The following is a 10962-nucleotide window of genomic DNA, read 5'->3' as shown; positions in this document are numbered from 1 at the left end:
AGGTACGAATTTTTTTCGAAAAGACTCGAAAATGAGTCGGCAAGTTCACACACAATCCTCAATTACAGCCATCATCTGTCGCTTCTGTGCAATCACTTTGACCGTCTGCCGGAGGAAATCTCCGAGTCCGAATACACGGACCTACTTCATAATCTTGAAAATTTTGCCGACAAAGTTTAGGCAAATATTGCATGTTTCTATGACGTGGGAGCCCTGCAGGCCTATAAAGGCTATAAATAAGCCTATTCCGGCACCGATGGCATTCTTGAGACTTACAGGGATGGAATTCACTATCATTGTCCTGGCTTTCGTGGCCGAAAGAATAATAAACATGATTCCCTCTATTAGCACGGCAGTGAGTGCGAATTGCCAGGTCTGATGCATCGATATGCAGACAGTATACACAAAGAATGCATTCATACCCATTCCCGGAGCGAGTGCAAATGGCTTTTTGGCATAAAATGCCATAACGAGCGTGGAAACCACTGCGGCCAAAGCCGTTGCCGTAAACACCGCGCCTTTTGGCATATCGGGAAGTGCTCCGTAGCAGGTTCGTACCAAGGCCGTTCTCTCTCCGCTATTCTGACGTTTCAGAACGGAGAAATAGCGGACAACGAACGGAGGGGTGGTGTTCTGGGAATACTGGCAGATTGAATACTTGCTGATTTAAGTTCTTCCGGAACCATATTGCCGCCTGTTGCCCAGACAATGTGTGTGGCATTGTCCATTTTATCCTCCAGCTGATTCTCAGCAATATACCTTTGACCCTCCGCAGTAGTGTGCAAGGCGAGCACACCCTGATAGGCTGCGCATGCGCTAGGCTCTATGAAGATTCGCTCGGATTTCCAAAGCATTTTCAGATACTCTCCCAGACGGCTGTCATCAACAGTAGCCTCTCCGCTGAGCAGGGGATGTATGATTCTGCCTACCAGGGCCGATGGTCTTCCAACAGCCAGGCCGTCGGCCTGTGTCCGGCCGCTCAGGCCAAGGTCCTGAACCGAGATTCCGTTGTAGAGACCGGAGGCAAGCCCCGCCAGCATGCACGGAGCCTGAACAGGCTCAACAAGGAAGCAATGAACATTGTTACCATATATAAGTTTCAGGCCGTAAATGATACCTCCCGGTGCGCCTCCAACGCCGCAGGGAATGTAAACAAAAAGCGGATGTTCGGAATCAACCGCAATGTTCATTGAATCAAGCTGCGCTTTCATCCGCTCACCCGCAACGGCATAACCGCAGAACAGATCACGGGAATTCTCATCGTCAACGAAATAGCTTGAAGGATCGGCATCGGACAATCGGCGGCCGTTCTGCACTGCCTTGCCATAATCTCCCTCATACTCAACAACCTTTGCACCACGCTCACGCAACAGGTCCTTCTTCCATTGCTTGGCATCATTTGACATGTGGACTATTGCCTCATAACCAAGTGCCGAACTCATTATGCCTATGCTGAGTCCCAGATTGCCTGTGGAACCCACCTGTATCTTGTGCCTTGCAAAGAACTCACGGGCATCTGGCTCCGCCAGCCTCAAAACATTTTCTCCATGCTCCGCTGAATATTCCTCCTGGATACCGGCTTCCTGATTCCCGTTCTTGGAACCACTGTTTTTGTCAGAAACTGTAAGGAAACCGCCGGCAATAGCCAGATCCTCCGTATGTTTGAGCACCTCGTAAATACCTCCCCTGGCCTTCACTGAACCCGATACCGGAAGATGGCTGTCCATCTTGAGCATCAGTCTGCCCTCGATTTTGTTTGCGGAGTCCACGGATCCGACCTCCGGGTTCGAAATAGCTGATACAGCTCTTGAACATAATATCCCGTTAATGGCGGCCTTCATAGCGGGAGTTTCACGCAGCGGTGATTCAATGATGCCTTGTGAAGGCGCAGTTTCCGGAAAATAATGCATAATCAGCGGAGCGAATCTCTTCAAACGCCCGGATGCCTCCCGCACCATTTGCGGAGTAACCTCACACGTCTTGTTTTCAACGCTGGATTCATTTGTTCCACACAAGGTCTTACCGGATGACTTCAGCGAACTGCATTCCCTTGCGTCATTAATCCACAGAAATTCCTCAGCCGCTGCCACTCTGGCCAGCACCGGTCTTTCCTTTATCAAATTCTCGAACATATTACTGTCACAAACAATATTATTAATTTTTGCATCACAACTCCGGGTGCAAAACAAGTGTTTTTGCACCCCAATTGCCCTCCAGAACCCATTCCGGGTGCAAATCAAGCGTTTTTGCACCCCGTTTCACAACCATTGCTCATCCAGCCGCCGTTCAAATAACTTTTCTGGGGCCAGAAGCCCGTTTCCAGCATTTTCACTTTGGTTTGTGGCGGAAGGCACTGGAATATAAAGTGCCTTCCGCTTATTCCCGGGTGCAAATCAGGCGAGACTCACCCTGCCATTCTCAAGACGGTAGCGTTCGCCAGTCTGCGGGCAGGTGGCGTACTGTACGGATGAGGCTGAAGCAGCAGAAGAAGCAGTTTCAGGGCCATCGCAGTAGAAAATCAATCTGGCTCCGTTGCGGCTTATCCAACCCTGCTGCCTTGCAGGATTTCCTACCATCAGGGCGAATGCAGGGACATCTCTGGTGACCACGCTGCCGGCCCCTATCAGCGCATATTCGCCTATATTGTGGCCGCAAACGATGGTTGCGTTGGCGCCTATGGATGCTCCGCGGCCAACAAGAGTCTTCCTGTACTCATTCTTGCGGCTTACGGCACTGCGCGGATTAATGACGTTGGTGAAAACGCAGGAAGGGCCGAGGAAGACATCGTCCCGGCACTCGACTCCTGTATATACGCTCACGTTGTTCTGAATCTTCACGTTATTTCCAAGAACAACGCCGGGGCTCACCACCACGTTCTGGCCTATGTTGCAGTTCTCCCCTATCCGGCAATCAGACATGATATGGCTGAAATGCCAGATTTTTGTTCCTTTGCCAATGGTGCAGCCTTCATCTACGTATGACGATTCGTGCACGAAATATTCTCCGCTTTCCTGTGCCATATATTCACTTATTATTTCCTTATACTTTTATTATCGCTCTTTTTCCCGCTCACCCAGTCCGGCCAGGCCAGTTTGTAAGTGAGGTCAATGATCTGCCCTTCGCGTCTGCTCATGTATGAAGTCTGCCTCAACGGCGAGCGCTTCAACGGATTGGGCAGACATGCTGTGATCCGCGCGGCCTGTGAGAGAGTCAGTTTTGCAGCACTCTTCCTGTAATATTTCTGTGCAGCCGCTTCCACACCGAATATTCCCGGCCCCATTTCTGCAACATTCAGATATACTTCCATTATGCGTTCCTTGCCCCAGATCTTTTCAATGAGGAAGGTGTAATACAGTTCAAGGCCTTTCCTGAACCAGGTGTGGGAGCCGAAGGTGAACACGTTCTTTGCAGTCTGCTGGGAAATAGTGCTCGCCCCACGAAGTCTCTTTCCTCTCTCGTGCTCCTTCAGGGCCTGCTTTATTGCCGTTGTGTCAAAGCCGTTGTGCGTTGGAAACAGATTGTCCTCGCTTGCAATTACAGCCTTTATCATATTGCTGGAAATATTGCCGAGCCCTACCCAGGTCTTGCGAGTCTCGTACTTGCTGTCATCTCTGTACTCTATTGAGCGCTTTATCATAAGAGGAGTCACCCATACGGGAACCCATTTGAGAACCAGCACAAACAGGACGCTCAGCAATATGAGTGCCAAAGGAAGTTTAATAAAAAGGAATCTGCGGAACTTTCTCATGGTCTTCCGGTTTACATCAGCCCAGCCTTGAGCCGGCAAGATCAGACAGTTCGGACCTCTCTCCCCTGCTCAGATTCACGTGAGCGAAAATCTGTTCGCCAAAGAGTTTGTCGGTAAGGTGAACCAGACCGTTTGACCAACGGTCTAGATAAGGATGCTCAATCTGCTGCATATTGCCGGTGAACACCATTTTCGTTCCCTCTCCCGCACGGGTAATAATGGACTTCACTTCAAAAGGGGTCAGGTTCTGGGCATTATCAACAATAAGGAAAACTTTAGAAAGCGAACGTCCCCTGAGCAATGAGAGTGGAACCATGCTTACCAGACCCTTTGTCATATAAGAATCGAGTTTGTCTGAAAGTGCGGAGTCATTCCTCAGATTTTTCCTTATCTCTTTCAGATTGTCCTCCATTGGAAGCGAGAACAATTTATACATCTGGTCAAAATCAATGTTCAAAGCCAGATGTTCCTGCTCCGAACCGGCAGTGCTTTCAGTTTTGCAGGCCACCATCACCAGGTCATACCTGTCAAGTTGAGATATGCCGCTGGCCAGAGCCAGGAGAGACTTGCCGCTGCCTGAAACACCAGTCAATGACACAAGTGATATATTGCTGTCCGTAAGCAGATCCAGTGCGAACTTCTGCTCTATATTCCTTGGTTTTATTCCACAGACATCCATGACACGGATTGGCTGGATCAAGTCGTATCTCTTATTGTAACGTGCAAGAAGATCCGGCTGGCGTTCCCCATTTCTCGCAGGCCTGAATATCCTGAACAACTGATTTGCTGCAATGTCCATTGAAGATGGTAGATTGCGTTCAATCTCCGCAGACTTAACACCCGCTTTCTCGATTCTTTCAAGCACATCCTTCCCCACCCCCTTTACAGTAACGATTCGCGCCTCGTTCTGAACAATCTTCTCCTCCTTTATATGATCGGACAAATAATCCTGCGAAAGCATTCCAAGCGCACGTGCCTTGAGCCGCAGATTCACGTCCTTGCTCACCAGACCAACCACCTTGTCCGGATTCCGGCTCTTCACCCACAATGCAGTGGAGAGTATCCTGTGGTCCTGAAAATCATCCATGAAGCAATCCTTCAGCTCCGGCGGGAACGGATGATTGACCTCAATGGCCAGCTTGCCAAGGCCGTTGCCCAATGGGAAGCCCTTGTCCACACTATACAAACGAGGATCGGATATTCTGTCAATCAGACGAACGAACTCCCTTGCATTGTAATTCACAGTACCGTTACCCTTCTTGAACTTGTCAACTTCCTCAAGAACCGCAACAGGAATCACCAGATTGTTTTCCTGAAAATTGTAAATACTCCTGTAATCGTGAAGAATCACATTAGTATCAAGAATGAAGATTTTAGTCATGATTGCTCAAGTTTGGCCATTTAACTTGTAAAGTTAGTTCATGCCGTTCTGAATTGCAAGACAAAAAAAAAGAGAACGACTTCAACAATCGTTCTCCTTGGAGTGGGAGTAATAGGATTCGAACCTATGACCCCCTGCTTGTAAGGCAGGTGCTCTAAACCAGCTGAGCTATGCTCCCGTTTGGGACTGCAAATGTACATCAATTTTTTGAAATCACAAATTTTATCATGAAATTTTCACCAAAATCCCTATTAGTATTATTTTTGTGTCCGCAGTCAAGCATCAGAACTTATGACAGAACAGGAATACAATATCCAGATAGATTACATTTTCAACAGATTCCCGAGTTTCCAGAAAGTTGGCGCCTCCGCCTACAAGCCTGGAATAGAATCCGTTAAGGAGCTGGTGGAACAATTGGGAAATCCACACGGGCGTTTCATGTCCGTCCATATTGCAGGAACCAACGGCAAGGGTTCCACCAGCCACATAATTGCCGCCGCACTGGCATCCGCAGGCTTGAAAGTGGGCCTGTTCACATCACCGCATCTGATTGATTTCAGGGAAAGAATAAAAACCAGCACTACAGACGGGACATTTGAAATGCTCCCCAAGGATTTCGTCTATAATTTCATAAAGGACAACAGACGGCGTTTCGAGGAACTCAACGTCTCTTTCTTTGAAATCACCACGGCAATGGCATTCTGCTGGTTTGCACAATGCAAGGTGGACATTGCCGTGATAGAGTGCGGTCTGGGAGGACGTCTGGACTCCACAAACATAATCACTCCTGTACTGAGCATAATCACCAACATAGGCCTTGACCATTGTGCCCTCCTTGGCGATACCACTGAAAAGATTGCCGCAGAGAAGGCCGGCATAATCAAGCCAGGTGTTCCTGTTGTCATTGGCGAGGCTTCCGGTGTTGCACAGGTTTTCAAGGACAAGGCGCAGGCCGAGGGCAGCAGCATATATTTCGCAGAGGACACGGATTTTGAACAATTTGAAGAAACTCTGCGGAAAATGGACCTTGGCGGAGCCTGCCAGCGCAGGAACCTGCGCACCGTTCTATGCTCCCTGAGCATCCTCAACCCACTCATTTCCAGCATCCTCCCCCACTCGGGCGATAGTTCCACTACTCCAGCAGGGAAGTCAGTTTGTAAAACTATCGCCAGTGAAGAACGGTCCGCAATAGAAAATGCGGCAAGGACAACAGGTCTTCATGGAAGATGGGAGATATTGAGCAGGGAGCCGTTCATGGTCTGCGATACCGGCCACAATCCTCACGGTTTCGCACTGCTGGGCAGGCAGATCAGGGATGAATATGAAAAATGGAGAGGAAGCCATCCGGGAGCAAGGCTTATTATGATATTCGGTGTTATGGCGGACAAGGACCTTAATACAATTGTTGATTATCTGCCAGTGGATGCGGAATATATATTTGTATCGCCAGGCACTCCAAGGGCTATGAAGGCGAAGGTCCTTGAAGACAAAATGATGGAACTCGGTTTCAGATCCTTCAGAAAGCCGGAATACAACGGCCGTGGCATTGTGTTTGATTGCGAAGGAAGAATAGCCGTTGTATTGTCTCAATACAGGGAAACAATGAGAGATGATGATTTCGTTTTCATAGGCGGAAGCACCTTTGTAGTGGCGGAAGCTTTGGAATGGTTCGAGGCCGGGAAGAGCGTGGAATCATAATCATGATTGAAAAGAATCCGCGGATTACAAAAAAAACGAATAAAAAATTTGGAGTATCAGATTTTAGTGCTACATTTGCGATCCCAAACGGGAGCATAGCTCAGCTGGTTTAGAGCACCTGCCTTACAAGCAGGGGGTCATAGGTTCGAATCCTATTACTCCCACAGAAGAAGAAACCGACCTTATGGCCGGTTTTTTCATGCCCTTCCTGCAATCCAGTCCTCATTGACATTACGGCTCAGGTGCAAAATTCGGATTATGCGTAAAACCCTGTGTTCATGTATAAACAGTTTGATTTTACCTCTCGAACATAGCGGTCTTATTCACGGTTTGTTTCAGCATCCGCTGTTCGAACTATAAAATGCTCAAGCAGTGTGCTCAATGCACTTCATTGCTTTGTATTGAGCACAGTAGTCAAAAATCACTACTGATAATCAATGAATTACGAATTAGAGGATGCTCAATACCCTTATCCAATCGGGTATTGAGCACAGCAGACGCAGTATCACGATTGATTGGTTATACGAAGTTGCGTGGACGAAACGGTCAGGAGGCACATCAGCAGCGGTTCAGAGTGAAGCATGCATATGAATCTGCGAACGTGAAAAACACCTGTCCACGCAAGGCCGTCAAGAATGCAATGTGACAGCGGTCGCTTGGACAGACCCCACCCGAAAGGGCCCACCTGTCCACCGGAGCCTTGCAGTAATGCTCTCCGGCAAGGTTAGCATGGACAGGTCTTTTTCGGGTAGTGTTGTAAGATGCTAACGTCTTCGAGATGTTTGCTGACAATATGAAAATTTATTAGCTTCGCAGACAATAAAGCTTATCATCACTGCAATCATATGTATGCTGTACAAAAGGGGCAAGGCAATGATTGTTAAGAAATACTTTTAAAAAGATGCTTAAAAAACATACAACAACGCTGATAGCGGCAATATTGGTTGCGTGCATGAATCATGTAAGTTACGGGCAGGATGCAGCTTCTTCTGATAAAGCAGCCAGGGCATTGGCTCAGCAGATTGTTCAGGAAGCCGAAAAATACCTTGGCACAAGATACCAGTCAGGAGGAAAAGGACCTGACAGTTTTGACTGTTCAGGTTTCACATCCTTCATATACGAAAAGTTCGGCTACACTCTGTCCATAAACTCGGTATCTCAGGCTACAGATGGCAAGGCTGTACAGGCAAGCGCTTCGGATGGCTGGAAAAACATGCAGGCCGGCGACCTTGTAATTTTCTGTGGAAGATCCATTTCAAAGACACCGGGGCACGTTGGAATTTGTACAGGGCCGGCCAGAAAAGGCAGTGGATTCGAATTCATTCACGCAGCAAGCAGTGGGGTGAGATTTTCAAACATTGATGAACCCTATTATGCTGCACGGATACTTTGCGTCCGAAGAATTCTTCCCGATTACACCGGAGGCACTGTTGAATCACTGGAATCACTTGAAGGTCTGATAATTGACGATGAATGCAGGATAGTTCTTCTGCCGGATGGGAAATGGAAATTTCAGAGGAGGCATGACAGGAAAGCCAATTCAAAACTTGAAAGAAGAATCATTCTGCAACCTGATGGCACATGGATCACCATGCCGGTACAGGATGAGATTGCAGGCAATTCCACCGGCACCGATATTGAGGAAGATAATGAAAATGGAAACATTCTCAAGGAAAACGAAAATACGGTTGTAAAGGATGACAAAGCGGAAAAACCAAAGAAATCAGGAAAAGCCAAATATCACAGAATCAGGAAAGGAGACACGCTGTTCAGCATTGCCAGGAAGAATGGCACCACGGTGGATGCAATTTGCAAGCTCAACAGGATATCCAGCAATGAGATATTGAATATAGGCCAGGAGATCAGAGTACGCTGATACTCACAAGTAAAAAAAATCAGGCGGTTGGAAAGATTTCACAACCGCCTGATTTTCATTTATAAGCATTACTGCGCATTATTTTGCCTCGTTAGCCTTGATTGCGGCCTGCGCCATATTGAGCTGCCTTTGACTGAAATATGAGAATCTGTAAGAAAAGGTGTCGGTTGTCTTGGAGAAGTTCAGGCTGTTGAACATGTTCCTCAGGACGTCGCTTGTGCGCAGGAGGTCCTGCAGGAGCGGCGACTTCATCGTTTCACCCTCGGCCTTCCATCCGAGCCTGGCCATCTCGGACTCGAAGCATCTCTCCTCGACCGTGGAGCGCAGGAACTTGGAAAAAACGCCTTCACCGGAGCAATATTCAGGAAGGGCTTTCATGATTCATGCGGTTACGCCGGGAACGTGCTTGGGCAATCGGAAATTATCTGTATCTTTGCATAAGTTCGGATTATTTATACTTTGATAATCAATAGCAAAATACAATATGACAAAAGTACAACAAAGCGTCTATGTGTCTCCTCAGGCGGAGACAATAGAAATCAAGACTCAGGCCATCATCTGCCAGAGCGGTCAGTCGTTCGGACTTGGTAACGACACCTTTACAAGTGGTGATTCAGAAGATCCGTGGAACGAATAATAGGAGGCGCAGAAATGAAAAAGATTACACTTTTTGCCATAACGGCATTATCATTGGTACTGACCTCCTGCAGCAAGGAGCAGATACTTTTTGAACAGGAAAAAGGTAGAACATTTTCTATGACACTCAGCGCAAGCGTCAATGAGACAAAGGCTACAATGAGCGATGAGTGGAAATTCACATTCTCAACTGGCGACAAGATATCACTCACCAACAATCAGCTGACCGCCGGCACATACTATGAACTCACCTGCGGTTCTGACGGCAATTTCACAGGTACAGTTACCGCTCCGTCTGCGGCGGCAAACTGGTATGCATATTATCCGTCCAACAACGTATCGCTTGCCGGCCAGACCGGCACACGGACAGGCACGGCCGCATATTGCGCCCTCGCAGGCAAGCAGGAGAATGTAGCCGCTGATTCCAAGAACCTGAACATACCCTCAATTTCCAGACAGCCATCCTTGTAATCGACAACAAAAAGGGCGCATTGGACATAAACGTCAAAACATCTGACGGCAAATGGTTGTCAGGTTTTGCCGCAACGACAAATGCCGCGACCTTTGGTGTTACTAAGAGTGACACAAAAGTCAGCCTGTTCACGGCCTCTGCCGCTGGTACTCACTATATTGTAGTACCTGCAGGAGAAAAGATTGCCATCTATGACGGAGATAACAAAATCAAGGAGACCAAGGATGCCGGACTTTCAGCAGGCAAGTATTACAACATCTCCGTAGCAACGCCGTCGCCTGTCCTTCCTGACGGCGCGTTACCAGGCGTTTTCAGCGTCAGCAACTCCAAGAAGGTATATTTCTCGAAGGGTAACATGTATTGGGATGGCGATTCATTCGAGTTCGAGACCAATCAGTACTACTATCCGACGACTTGGAGCGATTCTCACGTGAGCCATCTCTATTGGAGCAAGTCCGAATCCGTAGCCTATGCATCGTCATACAGTGAATCGGGCACAAGTAAAAACGACGTGCTCTTCACTAATGCTACAGTCGAAACAGCTAAATCTGATTTTACCGTGAACGGCGTAACCGGAAAATATCGCACACTCTCCATGGACGAGTGGACGTATCTATTCAACCACCATGTAAAGAAATGGATTACAGTATGCGGGATAAAGGGTTATGCTTTGGCTCCTGATGGAGTTTCTGCGGATGCCATTTCGGATTCTTACATAAATGACACAGCTTGGAAAACCGCGCAGGATGCCGGAATAGTCTTCCTTCCCGTTGCGGGCTTCCGCGATGGGACCGATTTCGGTGATACCGGCGGGTACGGCTACTATTGGTCTTCTTCCGCTTCCTCCGGCTCTACCAACAACGCGTACCGCTTGCGCTTCTATAGCGTCGACGTCATCCTCGACGATATTTCCGATGGCCGAAAAAACGGCGAATCAGTTCGCCTCGTCACAGATTGTGAGCAATGAATCGCAATGTATTTGCATAATCCCAATATGATGCATACGCTGGTAGGAGGGAACCCCAACAGCGGGAATGTGAGAGAAACGATGTTCCTCTGTTGGACGAAGTATTCCTATGACGTGGTGGAGTCTCCAATATCAGATTTCGAGATAGACAATATAACCTTTGAAGTTGGCGGCAGGAAAAAGG

At 47.9% G+C, this 10962-nt stretch carries 11 protein-coding genes, 2 tRNA genes and 1 pseudogene; 7 read left to right on the top strand and 7 right to left on the bottom strand.

What is annotated here, in order from left to right; translation table 11 throughout:
• Nucleotides 1–180, top strand: a pseudogene (locus AC06L3_RS00610) (hypothetical protein); the annotation flags it as partial.
• Here the strand turns inward: AC06L3_RS00610 and AC06L3_RS00605 are convergent.
• From AC06L3_RS00605 to AC06L3_RS00580, 6 genes are all read right to left on the bottom strand, one after another.
• Entirely contained in the window at nt 142–528 is a 387-nt protein-coding gene (locus AC06L3_RS00605; RefSeq protein ID WP_475668686.1) for a solute carrier family 23 protein, read from the bottom strand. The pseudogene AC06L3_RS00610 and the gene AC06L3_RS00605 overlap by 39 nt on opposite strands.
• A 62-nt stretch (nt 529–590) precedes the next feature.
• A complete protein-coding gene (locus AC06L3_RS00600; protein ID WP_475668685.1) occupies nt 591–2132 on the bottom strand; it encodes a D-serine ammonia-lyase in 1542 nt (513 codons plus the stop codon).
• A gap of 261 nt (nt 2133–2393) precedes the next feature.
• Nucleotides 2394–3020, bottom strand: coding sequence for an acyltransferase (locus tag AC06L3_RS00595; protein WP_475668684.1), 627 nt, complete (start codon nt 3018–3020; stop codon nt 2394–2396).
• 11 nt (nt 3021–3031) lie between these two features.
• Nucleotides 3032–3748, bottom strand: coding sequence for a monofunctional biosynthetic peptidoglycan transglycosylase (gene mtgA, locus AC06L3_RS00590; RefSeq protein ID WP_475668683.1), 717 nt, complete (start codon nt 3746–3748; stop codon nt 3032–3034).
• A 16-nt stretch (nt 3749–3764) separates the two neighbouring features.
• On the bottom strand, nt 3765–5129 hold the full coding sequence (locus tag AC06L3_RS00585) for a PhoH family protein (protein WP_475668682.1): 1365 nt from the start codon (nt 5127–5129) through the stop codon (nt 3765–3767).
• A gap of 103 nt (nt 5130–5232) precedes the next feature.
• A tRNA-Val gene (locus tag AC06L3_RS00580) sits at nt 5233–5307 on the bottom strand.
• Nucleotides 5308–5420: 113 nt separating this feature from the next.
• Here AC06L3_RS00580 and AC06L3_RS00575 point away from each other — a divergent pair.
• The 3 genes from AC06L3_RS00575 (at nt 5421) to AC06L3_RS00565 (ending at nt 8703) form a co-directional block, all read left to right on the top strand.
• On the top strand, nt 5421–6827 hold the full coding sequence (locus AC06L3_RS00575) for a bifunctional folylpolyglutamate synthase/dihydrofolate synthase (protein WP_475668681.1): 1407 nt from the start codon (nt 5421–5423) through the stop codon (nt 6825–6827).
• A gap of 89 nt (nt 6828–6916) precedes the next feature.
• A tRNA-Val gene (locus tag AC06L3_RS00570) sits at nt 6917–6991 on the top strand.
• Nucleotides 6992–7728: 737 nt separating this feature from the next.
• On the top strand, nt 7729–8703 hold the full coding sequence (locus tag AC06L3_RS00565) for a C40 family peptidase (protein ID WP_475668680.1): 975 nt from the start codon (nt 7729–7731) through the stop codon (nt 8701–8703).
• Nucleotides 8704–8781: 78 nt separating this feature from the next.
• Here the strand turns inward: AC06L3_RS00565 and AC06L3_RS00560 are convergent, their stop codons facing one another.
• Entirely contained in the window at nt 8782–9081 is a 300-nt protein-coding gene (locus tag AC06L3_RS00560) for a hypothetical protein (RefSeq protein ID WP_475668679.1), read from the bottom strand.
• 106 nt (nt 9082–9187) lie between these two features.
• On the opposite strand from AC06L3_RS00560, the gene AC06L3_RS00555 reads away from it, so the two are divergent.
• The 3 genes from AC06L3_RS00555 to AC06L3_RS00545 are packed head-to-tail and all read left to right on the top strand — an operon-like array spanning nt 9188 to nt 10778.
• On the top strand, nt 9188–9340 hold the full coding sequence (locus tag AC06L3_RS00555) for a hypothetical protein (protein WP_475668678.1): 153 nt from the start codon (nt 9188–9190) through the stop codon (nt 9338–9340).
• A gap of 14 nt (nt 9341–9354) precedes the next feature.
• Nucleotides 9355–9810, top strand: a complete 456-nt coding sequence (locus AC06L3_RS00550; protein WP_475668677.1) for a hypothetical protein — start codon at nt 9355–9357, stop codon at nt 9808–9810.
• Between the two features lie 20 nt (nt 9811–9830).
• Nucleotides 9831–10778, top strand: a complete 948-nt coding sequence (locus tag AC06L3_RS00545; protein ID WP_475668676.1) for a hypothetical protein — start codon at nt 9831–9833, stop codon at nt 10776–10778.
• The last annotated feature ends 184 nt before the right edge of the window (nt 10779–10962 follow it).

The organism is Candidatus Egerieousia sp. (assembly GCF_056211015.1).
Note: the sequence above shows the minus strand (reverse complement) of the source record. Positions and strands in the feature narration are given on the sequence as shown.

What these genes read in the sequence shown, in the direction of transcription:
- AC06L3_RS00600 (WP_475668685.1), bottom strand. Translation starts at nt 2,132, where the DNA reads ATGTTCGAGAATTTGATAAAGGAAAGACCGGTGCTGGCCAGAGTGGCA.
- AC06L3_RS00550 (WP_475668677.1), top strand. Translation starts at nt 9,355, where the DNA reads ATGAAAAAGATTACACTTTTTGCCATAACGGCATTATCATTGGTACTG.
- AC06L3_RS00555 (WP_475668678.1), top strand. Translation starts at nt 9,188, where the DNA reads ATGACAAAAGTACAACAAAGCGTCTATGTGTCTCCTCAGGCGGAGACA.
- AC06L3_RS00595 (WP_475668684.1), bottom strand. Translation starts at nt 3,020, where the DNA reads ATGGCACAGGAAAGCGGAGAATATTTCGTGCACGAATCGTCATACGTA.
- AC06L3_RS00575 (WP_475668681.1), top strand. Translation starts at nt 5,421, where the DNA reads ATGACAGAACAGGAATACAATATCCAGATAGATTACATTTTCAACAGA.
- AC06L3_RS00605 (WP_475668686.1), bottom strand. Translation starts at nt 528, where the DNA reads ATGCCAAAAGGCGCGGTGTTTACGGCAACGGCTTTGGCCGCAGTGGTT.
- mtgA (WP_475668683.1), bottom strand. Translation starts at nt 3,748, where the DNA reads ATGAGAAAGTTCCGCAGATTCCTTTTTATTAAACTTCCTTTGGCACTC.
- AC06L3_RS00565 (WP_475668680.1), top strand. Translation starts at nt 7,729, where the DNA reads ATGCTTAAAAAACATACAACAACGCTGATAGCGGCAATATTGGTTGCG.
- AC06L3_RS00585 (WP_475668682.1), bottom strand. Translation starts at nt 5,129, where the DNA reads ATGACTAAAATCTTCATTCTTGATACTAATGTGATTCTTCACGATTAC.
- AC06L3_RS00560 (WP_475668679.1), bottom strand. Translation starts at nt 9,081, where the DNA reads ATGAAAGCCCTTCCTGAATATTGCTCCGGTGAAGGCGTTTTTTCCAAG.